We start from the raw sequence: 20,840 nt of genomic DNA on the forward strand, positions 1-20,840 counted from the left end.
ATCGATGACGATGAGCACAGAGGCGGTGAGTATGCTCTTGCCAGCTTCGTCGCGAACCGCGGCCCGGTACTGCGCAGCCGGCCGTGCCTTCTGCCCGGCCCCGAGCATGTCGGCCAACGTAGTGCCGCCAACCTCCCGCACAGCAGCCTCGTCCTGCAACTCGTGGCCGACGTCATCTATGGCGACAATGCTGTCGAAGGTGTCGATGAAGTAGCGGGGCATCATGCCCTCCGCGTCGCAGGCGGGAGCGCTCGCCTCACCCAGCCGCCGGCGCCTACGGTCGCTCAGCCAACGATGCCCTCCTGTGCCGTGTCCGACCGGGAGGCGCTACAACACACATTTGGTTTGCAAGCTACGTGACTGCGCAAGCTGAATAAATTGAAGCAGCACGCTACGACTGCACGGTCTCAGCTAAGACGACCTACATATGTAGTAGAGCGGAACTCAATGTGTGTTGGGGATTTGCCCCGCACATACAGCTGTTCGGTCTCTGACCGACGCCCGACTGACGGCGGAAGGAAGCCTCACGGCTCCTCGTTCTCAGCGCGGCCGAGCCGCGAGAGAGCACGAATGTCCAATCCGCTGATCATGAAGCTCGAATACGGAGCGCGTCTCACCGACGAGGACCGTGCCGTCCTACACGACCTCACCAGAAAAACCCGTCGCATCGCGCGGCGTATGGACATCAGCCCCGAAGGCGAGCGGCCAGAGAACGTACACCTCGTCGTGGAAGGCTTCGCCTGCCGCTACAAAACCCTGACCGATGGGCGGCGTCAGATCATGGCCTTCCTGATACCGGGCGACTTCTGCGACCTGCACGTGGCCATCCTCGGCGAGATGGACCACAGCATCGGCACCAGCTGGGGCTGCACCATCGTGGATATTCCGCGCTCGGTCATCGAGCATCTCACGGCCCGCCATCCCCGCATCACGCGAGCGCTCTGGTGGGCGACCCTGGTCGATGAGGGCACGCTGCGGGCATGGCTCGTCAACATGGGGCAACGGGCCGCCGACCGGCAGATGGCGCAACTCGTGTGCGAGTTGCTCGTGCGTTTGCGGGTCGTAGGCTTGGTGAGCGAGGACAGCTTCGAATTCCCAATGACCCAGGATGATCTCGGAGACGCGCTGGGTATCAGCGGCGTACACGTGAACCGGGTGCTTCAGGATCTGCGAGGTCGGGGCCTGCTCGAATGGAGGCGCAAGCGCATGCGCATCCCCAACGCTGCGCGGCTGATGGCCTTCGCCGAGTTTGATCCGAAGTATCTCCACCTGAACCCACGCGATGACGAGCGTAGTCTCTCGGGAACATCGTAGATTGGCTTCTGCGGAACGTCCGCTCCGGGGCCAAGGCTCAAGGTTCGCTCGCCACCCCGAGCTGAAATTGCAGGACGGCCAACGAATGGCTGCTTTCGGAAAGCGCCTATAGTGAACCGGGCGGCCAGGCTGGGTCGCAAGCCGAACGGCCGCTATGGGTGGTTTTCCGCCCGTCTGCTTTCGGGCAGCAATCGATAGAAGCGGACATCGCCTCCGTCCCCGCTCACGACCCTTCACAGACCCTCGGGCAGTCCGCTCCTCGGAAGTGTGATGGACAACGCCTTACAACCGCCGGAGGTGGATTTGCGACGGTCTGCTACAAGGCCAAAATGTGTAGGTGTGGGCCTTGTCGCCACGCTTGCTCACACCCTTTTTAGAATTTTGTGCCGGCACAGGACAATGCTCGCAATCGTGGACGGGGGGAATTCGCCCTGTTCTCAATCAAATAAAACATATGTGGAAGTATGACAGTGTAAGTTACTGCTAGGCCCAAACATGGCCGTGCGCGAACCCATTACAATATCTGTGTCTCCGGAACTGCGCGCGTTCCTGCAAGGATGCGTCGCTACCGGCCGCTACAGCAGCGTCAGCGAGGTCGTGCGGGCCGCCCTGCGCGAATTCGAGCGCGTCGAGATGGGTAAGGCCTCGGTTGCCCAGCAAGCGATGGCGGGGCAGCCTCCTACCCCTTCTGGCTGCGCCTGATCCGATGTTGGGTAGCCGCGACTTCCTCGCCGGGGCGGGCGAGATGGCGACGTTGATGCGCGCCTACGATTGGACCACGACCTTACTCGGTGCGCCCGAGGGTTGGCCGTCCGGCCTGCGCACGGCGGTGCGCCTCCTGCTCAACAGCCATCACCCCATGCATATCTTCTGGGGGCCGGAGGCGACGTTCTTCTACAATGACGGCTTCGTACCCTCTGCGGGACCGGAGCGTCATCCCTCTGCGCTCGGCCGTCCGGCTTCCGAGAGTTGGGGCGAAATTTGGCCCGTCATCGGTTCCGAGGTCGCCAAGGTCCGCAATGGCGGCGGGCACACGTGGTACGAGGACCAGTACGTCCCGATCTTACGCCAAGGTCGCATCGAGGATGCGTACTGGACTTATGGGTTCAGCCCGATCGATGACGATACTGCGCCCAACGGCACCGGGGGCGTGATCTCCATCCTCACCGAGACCACCAAGCGGAAGGCGCTGGAAAACAGCCTACGTGGGCTCAATCTGTCGCTGAGAGCCGAGAGCGACCGCCTGCGCGACATGTTCAAGCAAGCCCCGAGCTTCATGGCGGTGCTGCGCGAACCGGACCACCGCTTCGAGCTGACCAACGACGCCTACCAGCAACTGATCGGCGGGCGCGACATGATTGGTCTTCCAGTTCGGGAGGCGCTTGGTGAGGTTGCGGGGCAGCCGTTCTTCGACTTGCTCGATGGTGTCTACAAGACGGGTGAGCCGTTTATCGGGCGCGGCATGGAAATCTGGTTGGAGCGCACGCCGGGCGCACCGAGCGAACGGCGAGTCCTCGACTTCATCTACCAACCGATCCGTGACCATGCGGGAGCCGTGGTCGGCATCTTCGTCGAAGGCACCGACGTCACTGACATGCATGCGGCGACCGAGGAGTTGCGTGAGCGCGAGCAACGCCTACACCTCATCGTCGAGGCCGCCACCGACTACGCCATCATGACCACGGATGGCGAGCGGATCGTAACGGGCTGGTCTGCCGGTGCCTCGGAGATCTTCGGATACGCTGCCGAAGAGATCATCGGCCGGAGCGCCGACGTGCTCTTCACACCGGAGGATCGTAAGTCAGGGCAGCCTATCGAAGAGTTGGCAGATGCGCGCGCGGAGGGTCGGGCACCGGACGTCCGCTGGCATCTGCGCAAGGACGGCACTCGCGTCTTCCTCAACGGTTCGCTGCGAGTGCTGCATGACGCGGCCGGGCGGGAACTCGGCTTCCTCAAGATTGCCCGCGACGAGACCGAGCGGCGCGCGTCCGACTTGGCCCTGCGGGAGTTGAATGCGTCCCTTGAACAACAGGTGACCGCACGGGTCCAAGAGATTGCCGCACAGGGGAAAGCCCTGGATGCATCCCAGGCGCGTCAGCGGGTCGTGTTCGATCTGACCCGTCAGTTGATGGGCATCATGGAACTCGATGGCACCCTTCTGGAAGCCAACCCGGCTTCACTCGAAGCGATCGGCGCGGAACTGACCGATGTGGTTGGCCGACCCTTCTGGCTGACCCCTTGGTTCACCAGCTCGTCCGGCGTGAGCGATCTCGTGAAGGGAGCGGTAGGGGCGGCCAGCAACGGCCGGAGCATCCGAACCGAATTACCGCTCCTTCTGCCAAACGGCGAGACGCGCATCTACGACTTCGGGATGCATCCTGTACGCGACAAGGACGGTCGTGTGATCGAGATCATGCCAGAAGCGACCGACATCACCGAGCTTCGCAAGGCCGAGGAGGCGCTGCGCCAGTCGCAGAAGATGGAGGCGGTGGGCCAGCTCACCGGCGGCCTTGCCCACGACTTCAACAACCTGCTCGCGGGGATCTCGGGCTCCCTAGAGATGATGCAGAACCGCCTGCAGCAGGGTCGCTTCAACGACGTCGAGCGCTACATGACGGTCGCGCAGGGGGCATCGAAGCGCGCCGCCGCCCTCACCCACCGCCTGCTGGCGTTCTCCCGCCGCCAGACGCTCGATCCCAAGCCTACCGACGTGAACCGGCTCGTCACCGGCATGCACGAGATGGTCCAGCGCACGGTCGGCCCAGGCATTCCGGTCGAGGTGGTTGGAGCCTCCGACCTATGGCCCGCCTTGGTCGACCCGTCGCAGCTTGAGAACGCCCTACTCAACCTGTGCATCAACGCCAGGGACGCGATGCCGGATGGCGGGCGCATCACGGTCGAGACCCACAACAAGTGGCTCGACGAGCGGGCCTCCTGCAAGCTCGACATGCCGGAGGGGCAGTACCTGTCCCTGTGTGTGACTGACACGGGTACCGGCATGAGCCCGACCGTGATCGCCCGGGTATTCGAGCCGTTTTTCACGACGAAGCCCATCGGCGAGGGCACCGGCCTCGGCCTGTCGATGATCTACGGCTTTGCCCAGCAATCGGGTGGGCAGGTGCGCATCTACTCCGAGGTCGGCGAGGGCAGCACCATCTGCATCTACCTGCCACGCCACTACGGTAAGGTCGAGGACGAGGAAGGTGACGCCAAGCTCGCTGCTCTGGATCGGTCCGATCAGGGCGAAACGGTGCTGGTGGTGGATGACGAGCCGTCAGTCCGGATGCTCATCACCGACATCCTGGAAGACCTTGGGTACCTCGCCATCGAGGCGGGCGACAGCGCGGCGGGGCTGAAGGTGCTTCAGTCAGATGTACGCATCGACCTTCTGGTGACGGACGTGGGTCTGCCGGGTGGCATGAACGGGCGGCAGATGGCCGACGCGGCACACTCGCACCGGCCCGGTCTGAAAGTGCTGTTCATCACCGGCTACGCGGAGAATGCGATCCTCGGCAACGGGACTCTTCCGCCGGGGATGGCGGTGCTGACCAAACCGTTCGCGATGGACGCGATGGCAACACGCATCCGTTCGCTGATCGAGGCGGATAAAGAGGACGAGCGATAGCTGGAGGATCGTCCGCCGTGGTCGCGCTCCGGGTATCCTTTGCGTGGCCGATGCACTCCCGCTACCCACCCCGAGCGGTAATTGCCGGACGGCCGACGAATGGCTGCTTACGAGGAGCGTTCACGGCGATCCAGGTGGCCGGGTTGGGTCGGTTGCAGGCCGTCCGCTTTTTCCGCGGAACCTCTCCGAAGCGCTCATTCCGTTTACGGCCAGACTACGCCACGACGGATCGCCGTCGCGTGCAGAACCGGACAATCGGCTTGGCGCCCATTTTTGCCGTTCGACCGACTTCGGCGGCCTCCCTGAAGCAGAAGCTGCATCAGCTCAGCTTATAAAGCTGACTCGAGTCATCATAGCCATTCGACTGGGTACAATGGGCTAAGATGAACGACCGCGGTTGCGCGCTCTAGTGCGCCTCCAGAGCGCCCACATTGCCCAGCTCTCGGACCGTTCTGGACCTCGCCCGGGGTACGAGCGTTGATGGCCTCCTGCGTGACAGTACCCATTCATCCGGCAGGCCGTCCCACCCGGCCGTGACGGCGGCCAAAGTGCTCGCCCTATCCTGCTCGGAGCCGCCGGGCGAAATCACGCTCTGGACCGGCCGCACCCTGGCTTGGGCGGTCGAGATCCCATTACGTGCCGTTCAGCGGATCCAAGCGCCCCGGTGTGCCGCGCGTCAGCTGGGATCCGCCCCCACACCGCATAGCGGATCAGTACATCTTTCAGTTTAGGCATCGGTGATTCATATCGAACCAAGCCGTAAATGCCCACTGATCGGCGAACAAATAGTACGCACGACGCGATCGCGCAAACAATGCTTCAAATTAAAATCAGAAGTTGAAATTGTAGGCACGAGCCTCCTCGGAGAGCCACCGCCGGAACCGGTTCAAGCGCATGTCATTAATTTTGCTGTCTGGATAGACAAGGCAATAGTTCTGATCGCTGACATAGTCAGTTTGGAATGGGACGACAAGTTGGCCGGAATCTATATCGTCCGCTGCGATCACACGAGGAACAAGGCCTACACCAAGTCCGGCTATGGCTGCCTGTATAATCATGTAGAAGTGTTCGAAGCGCGGACCGGCCCATGCGTTCACATGCTGCGCCCCGATCGCCTCGAGCCACTGGCGCCAACTGTCGGGCTTCCGGATGTGTTGCAGTAGAGTGGCGCGCGCCAAATCCGCCGAGACTTCGATTCCCCCGAGACTTCGCAGGTAGCGTGGCGCCGCGATGAGAACGACCTGTGCGCCGACCAGAGGTTCGGACGTCACGTCAGGCCAGTCGTTGTGGCCGTAATGGATTGCCGCATCAAGCTTTTCCTGAGCGAAGTCGAAGATGCTGCTCCGGGTCACGAGCGTGATGAGGATATCGGAGTTAGCGCGGCGGAAGCGATCAAGTCGCGGGATCAGCCATCGCGCCCCGAAAGCTGGAGGCGTTGCGACGTTCAGCATGCCACCCGTCGGTTCCGTCAGCAGCTTGAGCGTCGCCTCCTGGATGCGGTTCAGGGAGTCGCGGATATCCCGCAGGTAACCTGCGCCGGCGGGCGTCAGCGCGATCCCCCGCGCGGAACGCTCGAACAGGTGAACGCCGAGGTGATCTTCGAGCGTTCGGATCTGATGGCTCACGGCGCTCTGCGTGATGTGGAGTTCCAACGCGGCACGTGTGAAACTCATATGGCGTCCCGCGGCCTCGAACACGCGAAGCGAGGACAGAGAGGGCAGCGTCCGGGTCATCAGCACCGTGGTCATGAGTGAAAGTCATAAGTCCATAAGATAGTATCGTTTGTCCTCCGTGGGCAGCTCCCCCAGACTACATCGGACGACGCGGAAATTGCGCGTAGGAGGGTGCACCACGTTGATGGGCGAGGACATCGATCAGGTCGAGACGGACGTCCTCGTACTCGGTGGAGGAATGGCCGGACATCGGGCCGCGTTGGCAGCGCACCGTCGGGGAGCCGCGGTCACGATCGCCTATCCGGCCCGGGGTGCGTCACCCTACGTTATCGGCTGCAACGTGCCGCTCGATCCCAAGGCGGGCGACACGCCAGCCATCTACGCCGAAGACATGATCCGGGGCGGGGGCGGGCTGAACGATCGCCGCCTAGTGAAGCTCGTCGCCGAGGAGGCGACCAGCGCCTTTCGCGAACTCTGCGAACTGGGCGTGTCCTTCGCGCGCGACGGTGAGCGCGTGCAACTGCGGCATCTCTCGGGGAACCGGTTCGCCCGATCAGTGTACGTCGCGGAGGGCACCGGCCGGGCGATCGTCGATGCGTTAGCCCGTCAGGTGAAGCGCGACGGAATCTGTACGCTCTCGGGGTGGAAGGCGCTGACGCTGCTCCGACACGGGGCGGCAGTGACCGGCGCTCTGTTGTGGCATCCCCAAAAGAAGAATCTGACGGCTGTACACGCGCGGGCCGTGGTCCTGGCCGCGGGCGGCATCGGTCGCCTGTTCGACGACAGCACCTATCCGGCGGACGTTTCTGCAGGCGCATACGGGCTGGCCCTGCAGGCGGGCGCACAATTGATCGATATGGAGTTCGTCCAGTTCGAGCCGGTTGTCACGGTGCACCCCGCCGGGTGTGCCGGCATGGAAATGCCGACCGCGATGCTGGGGGCGGGCGCGCACCTGCTGAACGCGCGGGGCGAGCGGTTCATGTTCAGGTACAACCCCGAGCATGGCGAGCGCCAGATCGAGAAGGCGCGCATGTCGCTGTGCATCCAGTCGGAGATTGATGCCGGCCGGGGCTTTCCGGACGGCACCGTCCTGTTCGACACCCGGCCGTTGGCGCCGACGCAGCTCGAGAGCTACGTCTCGCATTGCCGCCGCCTGCGCGCAGCCGGCCTAGACCCGCGCGAGGAGGGACCGCGGGTGCGCCCCGCAGCCCACAGCCAGATGGGCGGCATTTTCATCGACGAGACCGGGTCGTGCGGGGTTCCAGGTCTCTACGCGGGCGGCGAGGCGGCTGGCGGACTGCATGGGGCGAGTCGTATCGCCGGCAACGGCTGCTCCGACACCATCGTCTTAGGTGCCGTCGCCGGACGCGGTGCGGCCGCGGGCCTCCTGCCCGCAGAGCGGTCGAGCCGCGCGTTGGCCTTGAACGCAGCGATCGAGCAGCTTCGCGCCTTGAGCGGACGACGCGGCGAGATCAATCCCGGCGAGGCGAAAGCCGCGGTGTCTCGATCGGTCTCGTCCGCTGCTGCGATCTGGCGTCGGAAGGAAACTCTCGCGACCGGCCTTGAGGCCTTGCGCGGGCTTGCGCGCGACATTGACGACGGCCTCGCGACACCGGACATCACCGCCGCCGTCCGGGCAATCGAGGCGCGCGACATGGTCCAGACCGCCCAGACCATCGTCGAGGCCGCTCTCCTCCGCACCGAAAGCCGCGGGGCCCATCAGCGGACTGATCATCCCGAGCAGAACGACGCGACCTGGTTGCGTCACATCGGCTTCCGCGCCGGACCGAAGCTCGTGCCCGAGGTCGAATACATTCCCCTGCATTGAGCGAGGTTTTCATGTGACGCGGCTGTATGACAGTTTGAACTCTACATCCTCTTCGAAGATCGAGCTTTCCGCACGCTCGACACGATAACCGTCAAATTAGCGTATGCGACAGGTCGACCCGATGGATTTCGAGCTGAGTGAAGAACAGCGTTTAGGCCTCGACGCTTGGCGGAGATGCCTGGAACGCGACCTGGGGCCTCTCGCGCAGCGCAACCACGAGACGGCGTTCTCGAACGAGGTCGCGCGCGAGCTGCTAGCTCTGACCACGCAGTTCGGCGTCGGCAACGGATGGGTATCCGAGGATGAAGGGGGGGTGGGCCTCGACTTCGTCACGAGCGGTCTGCTCTTCGAGGAGCTGGCGCGCTGGTCCCCGGACGTGGCAGGGCTCGCCTGGGTCACCGAAGGCGCGTCGCTGAAGCTGCAGCAAGTCGGTTCACCTGAATTGAAGGCGCGCTACCTGCCAGGCCTGACGGCCGGAACACTCATCGGCTGCTCGGCGATCAGCGAGCCGGGCTGCGGGTCGAACGCGCGCGGCGTGCGGACCAAAGCCGTCCGCGACGGCAGCCATTTCCGGATCACCGGCGAGAAAATTTGGACGTCTAACGCGACGATCGCCGACCTCGTGCTCTTGCTAGCGCGAACCGGCGAGGACGAACTGACCCTGTTCCTGCTCGACCGCAGGGAGCACGCCTTCACCACCCGCGAGATCCCCAAGCTCGGCCTCAACGGGTGGTCGATGGGTCAGGTCATCCTGGAAGACGCTGTCGTTGGAGAAGAGTACATCCTCGGCCGGATCGGGGGCGGGCTAGCCGAGACTATGAAGGGCTTCGAGCGCTCGCGCTGCTTCGTGTCTACGCTGGCGCTCGGCATCGCGCGTGCGGCGCTGGACGCGAGCCTGGGCTACGCAGGCGTGCGCGAGCAGTTCGGCCGCAAGATCGGTGGCTTCCAGCTCGTTCAAGACATGCTGGCGCGCATGGCGACGGACCTCGACGCCGCCCGCCTCCTTGTCTACCGCGCGCTGTCGCTGATGGCGGGCGGGCGGCGGTGCGACACCGAAGCTGCTATGGCCAAGGTTTATGCGACGGAGGCGGCGCAGCGGATCACATCCGACGCCATCCAGGTGCACGGCGCCTTCGGACTTACCAAAGAATTCCCTCTGGAGCGGCATTTCCGAAACGCGCGGATGCTAACCGTCCCGGACGGTACCACTCAGATCAACCGTCTCATCATCGGACGGGCCCTGACCGGCCTGAACGCATTCGTGTGATCCGACGGGTGTTTAGGCTCGGGCGACGAACGACCCAGAGTTGGCACCCAGTCGAACAGGGAGGATGGTTTCGATGCGCTTCAGCATGCGGCGACCCACCGCGTTCAATCCAGATAGGCGAGGTCTGCTCGTAGGGCTCGCGGCGACCGGACTTGCGGCGCCTTTCATCGCGAGTAGGCCGGTTAGCGCGGCGGACGCGCCCCCCGATCTGGCTCAGGCCAGGAAGGAGGGCGCGCTCGTCGTAATGCACAGCGACCAAGAGAACGACGTCGTCACTTTTCTGCGCGCGTTCACGGAAAAAACCGGCATCCAGGCGCTCCAGCAGCGTGCGCTCCCGGGCTCGGCGATGCCGAAGCTGCAGGCCGAACTCCGCGCGGGCGCCAGCGAGATCGACGCGTACATGTGTTCCGATCCCGGACTCATGGATGTGCTGCGGCAGCGCAAGCAACTGCTTGCCTACATCTCGCCGGAGATGGACGCCTACGCGCCCAACCTCAGGAGCGATCCGGTCGGCTACTGGACGACGTATTTCATCAACATCGGACCGATGATGTACGACCCCCGGTACGTCGACGCGGCCACGGCGCCGAAGACGTGGACGGATCTCCTCGATCCGCGGTGGTCGCAGCAGGTCGGCTTCCAGAACTCGTCGGCCGGTACCCAGTACACGTGGTGGTACCTGCTCAAGGACATCATGCCGAAGGACTACTGGATGAAACTAGCCCGGCAGAAGCCCCGGGCATACGCCTCCTCCACGCAGATCCTATCGGACATCCAGAGCGGCAATCTCAAGATCGGGGGCAAAGTCAGCAACTACCAGTACGTGAAGGCGAAGCGGCTCAACCAAGCCATCGAAGTCGTCTATCCGCCGGAGGGGGCTCCCGCCCAGACCCAGGTCGTCGGCATCCTCGTCGCGACGCAGCGGCCGAACGCCGCGAAGGTCTTCATCGACTACTTCCTCTCCCAGGAGGGTCAAACGGCCTGGAACCGCATCCAAGGCTCGTCCTCGACCCGCAAGGACGTCACGATTCCCAACGTGCCAAAGCTCGAGGACGTCAAGATCTTGTTGCCGACCGATTTCAAGGACTACGCGTCGCCCGCGCGGCACGCCGAGTTCGTGAAGCTTTGGAACAGCATTACGGGGATGTAAATGCGCACGTCCGCCCTGAATCAACCCGTCGTGACGACGTCCGTCGCGCGCCCCGGACTGTCCCTCGACGTCGCTGTTCCCCTGCTCGCGCTGTCGAGCCTGCTCGGCATGCCGATTGCGCTGATCGCGACGAGTGCCTTCAACGTCGGCGATCCCGAGGCGCTGCCGGTTACGGAATATGGTTTTGGGCCGACCCTCGAGATCTTCGAACACCTCGACTGGATCTGGCATTCGATCGCGATGTCGGCCTGCGCCACAGTACTTTGCGTGGCGATCGGCGTGACGCTCGCCTGGATTGTGAACCGGACCCAGCTGCCGGCGGCCGGGCTGTTCCGGATCCTAATCACGATCCCCTACCCGCTGGGGCCCCTCGTCGGTGCCCTCGCCTGGGTCGAGCTCGCCGCACCGGACGGTGGCCTGATCAACAAGGCTTACGTGAGCCTGACTGGCATGCCGGGACCGCTCATCGACATCACGTCGCTCGGCGGGATCGTGTTCGTGCTGGCCTTGGTCGAGGCGCCGGTGGTCTTCCTGATGGTCGGCGCTGCGATGGACCGGATGAACCCGGCCCTAGAGGAATGTGCGTCCGTGATCGGCGCCAATCATTGGCGCACGGCGTTCAGGATCAGCCTGCCCCTGATGATGCCGGCCATCCTGAGCGCCGCAGTCTTCGTGTTCTCGGCCGCCATGGCGGCGTTCGCGATTCCCGCGATCCTAGGGGCGAAGTCGCGCTTTTACGTGGTGACGACCGCGATCTACGTCCTGTTCCAGGGCTATCCGCCCAACCTACCGCTGGCGAGCGCGCTGGGCCTCCTGCTGATCGGATTCACGGCCCTATCTGTCTGGGCGTCCGCCCGGATTCTGCGGGGCCGCTCCTACGTCGTTGTCACCGGTAAGACCTACCGGCCACAGCCGATCGACGTACGGGGATGGACGCCACTCTTGACCGGCATCGTCTGCCTCTACGTGTTCCTGTCCCTGGTCCTCCCGCTCGGCACCCTGCTGATCGCCTCGCTCCAGACCAGTTCCGACCTACGCTTCGATCCGTCGGATTGGACGCTCGCCAACTACGCGTATGTGATCCTCGACCTGCCGACGACGCGTCAGGCGATCGTCAACAGTGTTATCCTCGGTGTCGCCACCGGAACGATCGGCGTGTTTCTGTCCACACTGCTCGCCATCATCGTTCACCGTGCGGACAACCGCGCTGGGCGCATACTCGAGCAGGTGATCATGCTGCCTCAGGCCCTTCCGCGGCTGATCTTCGCGTTCGGCTTCCTGTGGATGATCCTGCTCCTCCCGTTCAAGATATACGGAACATTGTTTGCGTTGCTTCTCGGCTACCTCGTCATCTTCCTGCCGCTCGGATACCGGGCGATGAGCGGCGTGGTCGTGCAGGTCGACAGGGCGCTCGACGAGGCGGCCCATGTCTTTGGAGCGGGCCGTGCCCGCGTGCTGTGGTCGATCACGCTGCCACTCCTACGCCCAGGGATGGTGAGCACTTGGGCGCTGCTTTTCATGGTTTCGATTGGCGAAGTCAGCGCTTCGATCTTCCTCGTGTCTGGCGGCATCCAGGTGCTCGGACCGGCCGTCCTCAACTTCTGGGAATCAGGGGGGCTGCCGCAGGTGAGCGCCCTGGTCATTGTCCAAAGCGGCATCGTGCTGCTGACGATGTTGCTCATCGGGCGCGGGACTGCTGCCCTGGCTCGAGGCTGACCGATGGGAGGTACCGGGGACATGGGGCGAGACGTGGTGACAGAGGGGCTGACGATGGGGACCGCGGAGGAATTGCACCGCACGGGCGCGAGCTTCATCGAAGTCCGAAACCTCGTCGCAGGCTACGAGGGTCGGACAGTCGTGCACGGTCTGTCACTGGCCGTCCCCACGAGTTCCCACCTGTCCCTGCTCGGGCCGTCGGGGTGCGGAAAGTCGACGGTGCTGCGCTGCATCGCCGGGCTGGAGACGCCGCAGGAGGGGGAGATCCTGGTCGATGGGAAGACTGTGTTCTCGTCGGCGCAGCGCATCAACATCCCGCCCGACAAACGGCGGCTTTCGATGGTGTTCCAGTCCTACGCGATCTGGCCGCACATGAGCGTCATGGAGAACGTGGCGTTCGGCTTGAAGCTCAGGGGCGTGCGGGGCGAGGAGTTGCGTCGCCGCGTACGTCACGCCCTCGCGATGGTCGGGATGGACACCATGATCGATCGGCCGGCGACCGCCCTCAGCGGGGGCCAGCAGCAGCGCGTGGCGCTGGCCCGCGCCTACGCGTTCGAGCCGAAGGCCATCCTCCTGGACGAGCCGCTCTCGAACCTCGACGCCGTCCTGCGCGTCCAGATGCGCGACGAGATCAAGGAACTGCAGCGCAAGACATCAGTGACGACGATCTACGTGACGCACGATCAGGAGGAGGCCATGGCGATCTCAGACCGCATCATCGTGATGCGCGAGGGGCGCGTCGAGCAGGAGGGGGCACCTCTCGACGTCTACGACCGGCCGCGCACGCGCTTCGTGGCAGACTTCATCGGCGCGGCCAACATCCTGTCGGTGCATGTGGTGGCGCAGAATGCGGATGGCTCGCTCTTCTGCCGGGCCGGCGAGGCGGACCTCACCTGCGAGCGGCCTCTCGGTGGCGCGGCACCCTTCAACGAGCGGCTCGCGGCGGTGCACGCGGTGTACCCGCAACTCGCGCGCGAGCATCGACCCGGACCGAACCGCTGGCCCGCCCGGGTAACGCGGCGCGCCCTCCTAGGCGACACGGTGGACTACACGCTGACTTGGCCGGGCGGGGCGTTGCGCGTGCACGCGCTGCCAAATGAGCTGTTCGAGGAAGGCCAGGACGTCGGCATGCACATTCCAGCCGATCGCGTGCGGCTCCTCGATGCCTGACTCGCCGAAACCTAAGAGACGGGTCCGCGCGTCCATCCGTCGTGGGCGCCCGTCGGGCGCGATCGGATGGTCTGTCGGCGCGGGAATAGGACCTTATTGATACGGGTGTCGCGGGATGCCGAACGGAACAGGCCGAGAATCGACGGGAGGGGCGGCATGACGATGCTCGACACCGAGCGGCACGGCAGCGCTCTCGTCCTGACGATGAACCGGCCCGAGGCGCGCAATGCGCTCTCCAACGAACTCGTCGCCAGCCTGCGCGAGGCTGTGCGCGCCGCTGAGAACGCCAGCGACGTCCGCGGCATCGTCATCACAGGCGCGGGCGACCGGGCGTTTTCGGCCGGGACCGATCTGAAGGAGCGCGCCACGCTCTCGCAGGCGGGTAAAGGGGCGCAGAGCCAGGCCCTGCTCGCGCTGAGCGAGGAGATCTGGCGGTCCTCGAAGCCGGTGGTCGCGGCGATCTTCGGCTGGTGCCTCGGGGGCGGTCTCGAACTCGCGCTGGCCTGCGACCTACGCATCGCCGCCGAGGACGCACGCTTCGGCTTTCCGGAGATGCGGCTCGGTGCCTATCCCGGCAGCGGCGGTCCCGTAACGCTTACGCGGCTCGTTGGTGCCGCGTGCGCCAAGAACCTTCTCTTCACGGCGCGCGACTTCGATGCGCGGGAGGCCGAGCAACTGGGCATCTTACAGCGCGTTGTGCCGCGCGAGCAGTTGAGCGGCGCGGCGCTCGCCTGGATCGCCGAGATGGAGGCGACCAGCCCCCTCGCATTGGCAGCGCTCAAGCGGTCAATCAACCTCGGCCTCTCCCTGTCGCTGCCCGACGCGGCCGCGCTCGATCAGGCCCTGCGTCGTCCGCTCGACGCGACGCAAGACTACGCCGAGGGCATGCAGGCGCACTTCGAGAAGCGCCGGGCGATCTTCAGCGGACGCTGACAAGCTCGCCCACGGACCACCAACCGATCCCGGTTCGACGGGCAGCCGCATGGAAATGGATCAATCATGACGCAGCAAAGCACAAAGCCCCTCACCGGCATCAGGATCGTCGACTTTTCGCGCTTCTTTGCGGGACCGTACTGCGCGCAGCTCCTCGGCGATTTAGGCGCAGACGTCGTCAAGGTTGAACTGCCGACGACCGGCGATCCGCTGCGCGGTCAAGGACCGCCCTTCTTCGCCGACAACGGCATCACGTGGTACGCGACGAACAGGAACAAGCGGTCGATCACGCTCGATCTTCAGGCGGAGGCCGGCCGCGCGGTCGCCCGCGAACTCTGCCTCCAGGCCGACGTTGTGCTCGAGAACTTCCGTCCGAGCGTGATGGCGCGCCTTGGTCTCGACTACGCCAGCCTCAGCGCGCAGGCCCCCCGCCTCGTCTACGCCTCGATCTCCGGTTTCGGTCCCGACGGGCCAGACGCGGAGCTGGGTGCGTTCGATCTGACGATCCAGGCGCTCGGTGGTTACATGAGCATAACAGGCGAGCGCATGGGCGCGCCGATCAAGCTCGGCACTTCGGCCTTCGACATGTTGGCTGGGATGAACTGTCAGACCGCGATCGTCGCCGCCCTGCTTCAGCGTGCGACCACCGGGCGTGGGCAGCACGTCACGACCAGCCTACTCGAGAGCGAGGTGGCGTTCCTCGCCAACGCTGCGATGGAATACCTGATGACCGGTACGGAACCACTCAAGTGGGGTTCCGAGCATGCCCAGCAGGTCCCGTACAAGGCGTTTCGAACGTCTGACGGCTGGGCGGTCATCGGCGCGGGTTTCCAGAACTTTTTTACGGCGTTCTGCAAGATCTTAGGCCGGGACGATCTCGTCACCGATCCGCGCTTCAGTACGATGACGGTGCGCGTCACGAACCGGTATGAGCTGTACGCGATACTCGACGCGGAGATGCTCAAGTTCACGACTGCAGACATTATCGCTTCTCTTGAGCGTGCCGGCGTGCCCTGTGCGCGGGTCAATAACATGCGTGAAGTCTTCGAGCTCGCGCAGGTCCAACACCGCGGTATGCGCGTCGAACTCGATCACCCGACCTACGGAACTGTGCCGACGCTCGGCCCCGCCGCCCGCTACTCCGAGTTCGACATCACCGCCGGCTGGACTGCGCCGCCGCAACTCGGCGAGCACAACACGGAAGTCCTGAGTGAATGGCTCGGCTATTCCCACCAGCGGATCGAAGAGCTCCGTGCAACACGAATCGTGTAGCCCCAAGCCCGGCACAAGACCGAACCACTCGAACGCGACGTGACAAGAAGCAAGGAAAAGAGCTGCGATGGAGCTGGAATATTTCCAATCAAAGAGCGGCCGCATCGAGGAAGTGGAGGTCGGCGCCAGGGTCGTGTTTACGAAGACGGTGTCTGAGTCCGACGTGTATGCCTATGCCGGCATTACCGGTGACTTCTCGCCAAATCATATTGACCACGAATACATGAAGGCGGGCCGATACGGGGAGCGCATCGCGCATGGAACCTTGCTCATGGGTTTTATGTCGGCCGCGTCCGCCAAGATGCGGATCGGTCGGACCGTCTCGCTTGGGTACGATCGCGTCCGGTTCATCGGCCCCGTGCGCTTCGGCGATACGATCACGACGCGATACACAATCACTTCGGTCAATCCTGCGAAAAAACGCATCATAGCTGAAGTTGTTTGTCTCAATCAACGTGAAGAAATGGTCGCATCCGCTACGAACATACGAGCTTATGTTGACTAGCGGACATCGTTGCGAGAACCACGATCAGATCAAGAGTTAGAATTTTTCTTGGGAGATTTGAAATTGTCAGACGTCGAGACACGTGAATTCGTGAGCCGTACGGGCGCACGGGTCCTCGTCGACCAGCTGCTCGCTCAGGGCGTCGACCGCCTCGCGTGCGTCCCCGGCGAGAGCTACCTCGCAGTCCTCGACGCTCTTCACGACACGGGCGTCGACGTGATCGTCTGCCGTCAGGAGGGCGGCGCCTCAATCATGGCCGAGGCCGCTGGAAAGCTCACCGGACGGCCGGGGATCTGCTTCGTCACCCGCGGCCCCGGCGCCACCAACGCTTCGGCTGGTGTGCACATCGCTCGGCAGGACTCGACGCCGATGATCCTGTTCGTCGGCCAGATCGCCCGGCGGATGCGCGGGCGCGAGGCCTTCCAGGAGGTCGACTACTCGCAGATGTTCGGCGACCTCGCCAAGTGGGCGGTGGAGATCGACGACGCAGGGCGGATCCCCGAGATCGTCGCCCGGGCCTTCCGCGTGGCGATGCAGGGCCGGCCCGGTCCGGTGGTGGTGGCGCTGCCCGAGGACATGCTCGACGACGTCGTCACGGTCGCCGACGCTCCTCGGATCGAGCCGGCCGAGCCCGCTCCTTCGCCCGCCGACATTGAGCGGCTGGCCACGATGCTGGTGCGCGCGCGATCACCCATGGTGCTGGTCGGCGGCTCGCGCTGGCGCGAAGCAGACAGCAAACGGCTCGCCGCCTTCGCCAGACGCTCGGACATGCCGGTAGCCAATTCCTTCCGCCGTGCCGGGCTGTATTCCTCCGACCATCCGAACTACGCGGGGGAACTCGGCATCGGCCCCAACCCAGCCCTGATGGAGCGCATCCGCGGCTCGGACCTCCTGATTATGATCGGTGGCCGGCTGTCAGAGCTGTCCGCACAGGGCTACGGGCTGCTTGGAATCCCAAACCCCGGCGTGCCTCTAGTGCACGTCCACCCGGATGCGGGCGAGCTTGGCCGGGTCTATCAGCCGGCGCTGGCGATCCAATCTGCGCCCGGCCCGTTCTGCGCGGCGCTAGCGGCGCTGGAGCCCGCGAAGCCGGCCGCTTCGAGCCGGACGGAAACGGCGCATGCGGCCTTCCGCGCCTGGTCCGAGACGCCTGGGCCGCAGCCCGGCGCCTTTCAGTATGGCGAAGCGGTGGTGTGGCTGCGCGAGCGTCTGCCGGTCGACGCGGTGATATGCAACGGCGCCGGCAATTTCGCCACCTGGATCCACCGCTACTACCGCTTCCGCGGCTTCGGCACGCAACTCGCGCCGACCTCCGGCTCAATGGGCTACGGCCTGCCGGCCGCCGTGATGGCCAAGCGGGTCCATCCGGAGCGGATCGTCGTCGCCCTCGCCGGGGACGGCGACGTTATGATGTGCGTTCAGGAGTTCGCCACCGCCATACAGTACGGCGTCGCGATAGTGGTCGTGGTGCTCGACAACGGCATGTACGGCACGATCCGCATGCACCAGGAGCGCGAGTACCCCGGCCGGGTCTCGGCGACGAGCCTGCGCAATCCCGATTTCGCGGCGCTGGCGGCAGCCTTTGGCGGCCACGGCGAGCGGGTGGAGCGCACCGCCGACTTCGCCCCCGCCTTCGAGCGGGCCCTGATGTCTGGTCTGCCGGCGATGCTGCACTGCTTCGTCGACCCGCAGGCGCTGACCCCGACCCGGACGCTGGACGCGATCCGCGATGAGGCATTAGCGCGGGGCTAAGTTTTCGGCATCGCTTCGTCCTCTTTCTCTGTACCGACGTCGGCATCGTGTTGGTTGTCGTCGTGATCCGATCGATGCACCCACGGTTCATGGCAGTTCGGCGTCCAGTACGGTGCATCCCACTTCCCCTTCATCCTAAGGCTCACGGGTTCACGCATTCGGCTTCGATCGGCTCCCCGTCATCCCGGGGTCGCGCAGCAAAGCCCGGGATCCAGGTCCGCGACGGCACCATGTTTCGCACGCGCGACCCACTTGATCCGATCCTCGCGGCGGCTCTGGATCACGGGCTGAAATAAGTCGGTATGGGGCCGTCCGCTTTTGCGCTGGCCTTACTCCGAAGCGGCCATTCTGCTTCCGGCCAACTCCGGCCACGCTGAATCGGCAATACCCACAATACCAGCCGTTCGGCTTGGCGCCCATCTCGGTCATTCGAGGTACGTCACAGACATCTCCGAAGCGGACGTCGCTGACGCTCAGTCTCCACGTTGGAGCTGGAAATGCGCCCAGGCCTTCAACGCTACGATCTTGAATGGTTCATGGATCCGTTTTCGAAGAGCACGCGCCGGCATCCAGAGCGACGCTAGCTTCGGGCAGAGAGTGGCTGGCCGCTGCTGTCTCCGTTCTCAAACTCGGGATCGCGCGTCAGGGCTTGCCGAAGCACCCCCCAAGTTGTGGCTAGCAGGGTTGTGAACGCCTCTCGGCTGACTGATCGGTCTGGCGGCCGCTCGACTGCGTCGGTCGCGCTGATCACGCCCGTCGTCGCAGTAGTCGATCCATGGATGAGCCGACGACGCGGGTATTCCATCGTCCCTGGGCGTTAGGGCTTATCGTGAACGGTCCACGCCCTGCATCCGAAGCGCCATGCCGGACTTCAAAAGCCTCGACGTCTATTACTGGGCCGCCACCCTCGGCAGCTTCAGCCGCGCGGCCGAGCGATTGAACATGACGCAGCCCGGCGTCTCGCAGCGGATCGCCGCGCTGGAGCGAGAGTTCGGCCTGCCGCTGTTCGAGCGCGGTGCACGGGCCGTCGTCCTCACGCCCAAGGGTCGTGAACTCCTGAGCTATGCCGAGCGCTTCCTGCGCCTGCGCACCGAGATGATGGGCGCTGTCGCCAATCCCGCGGCGACGACCGGTGTGCTGCGGCTCGGCGCATCGGAGACCCTGGTCCACACATGGCTGATGCGGTTCATCGAGGCGATGAGCCGGACCTATCCCGGCGTGGCCGTAGACCTCTCGGTCGATGTCTCGCCGAACATGCGCGACGCACTCGCACGCCACGAACTCGACCTCGCCTTCCTCGTCGGGCCGATCACGGCGCCGGACCTGATCAATGTCCCGCTCTGCCGGTTCTCGATCGCATGGATCGCCGCGCCGAGCCTCCATTTCGGCGACGGCGAGATCGGCTTGGCAGAACTGGTCCAGCACCCCGTGATTACCTATCCGCGCAACACCAATCCCTATGCCCAGCTGCGCGAGCTCCTGGCGCGCTCGAATCTGCCGCCGCCGCGGCTCTACAGCAGCGCCTCGCTCTCGACGATCGTACGCATGGCGGTGGAGGGCATCGGCGTCGGAGTGATCCCGGCTGAGACCGTGCGCGCCGAGTTGGCGGACGGGCGTCTGCGCGTTGTCGACACGAGTGTCCGTCTTCCAGATATCGATTTCACCGCAACCTACGAGAACGTACCGGATAACCGTCTCGCCGCGGCTGCCGCCGAGATCGCCCGCAGCATCGCCGTCAACTGGTGCAACCGTCTATAAGCCGGACTTATGGATAACGATGAGAAAAGATAATTCGACCTCCGGTGCCCATCAGATAGGCTTGCCGCATACGAAGGCAGAGGAGGTCGGTGATGGCGTCAACGGCGATGATGTCCGCGAGCGATCCGACAGTTCGAGCGAGTTGGACCGGCCTCGAGGGCCGGCTCGCCTGCCGCGACGGGACGATCCCCGGCAGCACGGCGGGCGTCGCGGACGGCTACGTCCAGGGAAATCTCGCGGTCTTCCCCGAGCGGCTGGCCGATGATTTCCGACTGTTCGCCGAGCGCAACCCGAAATCCTGCCCGGTGATCGGCGAGTCGCGCCCCGGCAGCCGCACGATCCCGGACCTCGGTCTCGACCTCGACCTCGCCACCGACGTACCCGGCTACCGCATCTGGCGCGACGGCGCGGTGGTCGCGGAGCGGACGGAGGTCGCCGACCTCTGGAGCGACGATCTCGTAGCCTTCGTCATCGGCTGCTCGTTCTCGTTTGAGGCCGCCCTGGTCGAGGGCGGGCTGCCCCTGCGCCACGTCGAGATGGGCGTGCGCGTACCGATGTACCGGACGAGCACTCCGTGCGTCCCGGCCGGGCCGTTCGCCGGGCCGATGGTGGTCTCAATGCGCCCGCTCACCCCAGCGCAGGCGATCCGCGCGGTGGAGATCACCGCCCGCTATCCCCGGGTCCACGGCGCGCCCGTCCATCTCGCCCGGCCAGACCTGATCGGCATCCGCGACCTCGGCGCCCCCGATTACGGCGACTCGGTGCGGATCGGCGACGACGAGATCCCGGTGTTCTGGGCCTGCGGCGTCACCCCCCAATCGGTGATCGCGTCGGCCCGCCCGGATTTCGCGATCACCCACGCGCCGGGCTGCATGCT

Annotated in this window: 16 protein-coding genes and 1 pseudogene; 15 read left to right on the plus strand and 2 right to left on the minus strand. The window is 64.8% G+C overall.

Translation table 11 applies throughout. The features are described 5' to 3' along the window. On the minus strand, positions 1–225 hold a 225-nt coding region (locus tag MKK75_RS12505), incomplete at its 3' end, for a DUF6894 family protein (protein ID WP_244042887.1). Positions 226–570: 345 nt separating this feature from the next. Between MKK75_RS12505 and MKK75_RS12510 the strand changes: the two genes are divergently transcribed. From MKK75_RS12510 to MKK75_RS12525, 4 genes and pseudogenes are all read left to right on the plus strand, one after another. Continuing rightward, positions 571–1,314: a Crp/Fnr family transcriptional regulator gene (locus tag MKK75_RS12510; protein ID WP_244042888.1), complete on the plus strand. Its 744-nt coding sequence runs from the start codon at positions 571–573 to the stop codon at positions 1,312–1,314. A gap of 495 nt (positions 1,315–1,809) precedes the next feature. After that, positions 1,810–2,016, plus strand: a complete 207-nt coding sequence (locus MKK75_RS12515) for a type II toxin-antitoxin system ParD family antitoxin (protein WP_244042889.1) — start codon at positions 1,810–1,812, stop codon at positions 2,014–2,016. A gap of 4 nt (positions 2,017–2,020) precedes the next feature. Beyond that, the gene (locus tag MKK75_RS12520; RefSeq protein WP_244042890.1) at positions 2,021–4,939 is read left to right on the plus strand and encodes a PAS domain-containing protein; all 2,919 of its coding nucleotides are present in this window, start codon (positions 2,021–2,023) and stop codon (positions 4,937–4,939) included. A gap of 476 nt (positions 4,940–5,415) precedes the next feature. Further along, positions 5,416–5,592, plus strand: a pseudogene (locus tag MKK75_RS12525) (IS630 family transposase); the annotation flags it as partial. A gap of 177 nt (positions 5,593–5,769) precedes the next feature. Here MKK75_RS12525 and gcvA read toward each other — a convergent pair. Next, positions 5,770–6,687 (minus strand): transcriptional regulator GcvA, encoded by a 918-nt coding sequence (gene gcvA / locus MKK75_RS12530; protein WP_244042891.1) that lies wholly within the window; start codon positions 6,685–6,687, stop codon positions 5,770–5,772. A 109-nt stretch (positions 6,688–6,796) separates the two neighbouring features. Here gcvA and MKK75_RS12535 point away from each other — a divergent pair, with 109 nt between their 5' ends. From MKK75_RS12535 to MKK75_RS12585, 11 genes are all read left to right on the plus strand, one after another. Then, positions 6,797–8,440 carry an FAD-binding protein gene (locus MKK75_RS12535; RefSeq protein ID WP_244042892.1) on the plus strand — a complete coding sequence of 548 codons (1,644 nt, stop codon included), beginning with the start codon at positions 6,797–6,799 and terminating at the stop codon, positions 8,438–8,440. Positions 8,441–8,561: 121 nt separating this feature from the next. After that, positions 8,562–9,707: an acyl-CoA dehydrogenase family protein gene (locus MKK75_RS12540; protein WP_244042893.1), complete on the plus strand. Its 1,146-nt coding sequence runs from the start codon at positions 8,562–8,564 to the stop codon at positions 9,705–9,707. 73 nt (positions 9,708–9,780) lie between these two features. Beyond that, the gene (locus MKK75_RS12545; protein WP_244042894.1) at positions 9,781–10,857 is read left to right on the plus strand and encodes an ABC transporter substrate-binding protein; all 1,077 of its coding nucleotides are present in this window, start codon (positions 9,781–9,783) and stop codon (positions 10,855–10,857) included. A gap of 30 nt (positions 10,858–10,887) precedes the next feature. Then, complete coding sequence (locus MKK75_RS12550) at positions 10,888–12,573, plus strand: ABC transporter permease (RefSeq protein ID WP_244042895.1); 1,686 nt, start codon at positions 10,888–10,890, stop codon at positions 12,571–12,573. Between the two features lie 21 nt (positions 12,574–12,594). Next, positions 12,595–13,743 (plus strand): ABC transporter ATP-binding protein, encoded by a 1,149-nt coding sequence (locus tag MKK75_RS12555; protein ID WP_244042896.1) that lies wholly within the window; start codon positions 12,595–12,597, stop codon positions 13,741–13,743. 156 nt (positions 13,744–13,899) lie between these two features. Next, on the plus strand, positions 13,900–14,676 hold the full coding sequence (locus MKK75_RS12560) for an enoyl-CoA hydratase/isomerase family protein (RefSeq protein WP_244042897.1): 777 nt from the start codon (positions 13,900–13,902) through the stop codon (positions 14,674–14,676). 66 nt (positions 14,677–14,742) lie between these two features. Further along, the gene (locus MKK75_RS12565; RefSeq protein ID WP_244042898.1) at positions 14,743–15,948 is read left to right on the plus strand and encodes a CaiB/BaiF CoA transferase family protein; all 1,206 of its coding nucleotides are present in this window, start codon (positions 14,743–14,745) and stop codon (positions 15,946–15,948) included. A 67-nt stretch (positions 15,949–16,015) separates the two neighbouring features. Further along, positions 16,016–16,453 carry a MaoC family dehydratase gene (locus MKK75_RS12570; protein ID WP_244042899.1) on the plus strand — a complete coding sequence of 146 codons (438 nt, stop codon included), beginning with the start codon at positions 16,016–16,018 and terminating at the stop codon, positions 16,451–16,453. A gap of 90 nt (positions 16,454–16,543) precedes the next feature. Further along, positions 16,544–18,205 (plus strand): thiamine pyrophosphate-binding protein, encoded by a 1,662-nt coding sequence (locus MKK75_RS12575; protein ID WP_244042900.1) that lies wholly within the window; start codon positions 16,544–16,546, stop codon positions 18,203–18,205. Between the two features lie 861 nt (positions 18,206–19,066). Continuing rightward, a complete protein-coding gene (locus tag MKK75_RS12580; RefSeq protein ID WP_244042901.1) occupies positions 19,067–19,963 on the plus strand; it encodes a LysR family transcriptional regulator in 897 nt (298 codons plus the stop codon). 107 nt (positions 19,964–20,070) lie between these two features. Next, positions 20,071–20,840, plus strand: a 770-nt coding sequence (locus MKK75_RS12585) for a putative hydro-lyase (RefSeq protein WP_244042902.1), incomplete at its 3' end; no start/stop codon positions are given.

Origin of the sequence: Methylobacterium sp. J-030 (genome assembly GCF_022829545.1) — a bacterium.
In the GTDB taxonomy this organism is placed as follows: Bacteria; Pseudomonadota; Alphaproteobacteria; order Rhizobiales; family Beijerinckiaceae; genus Methylobacterium.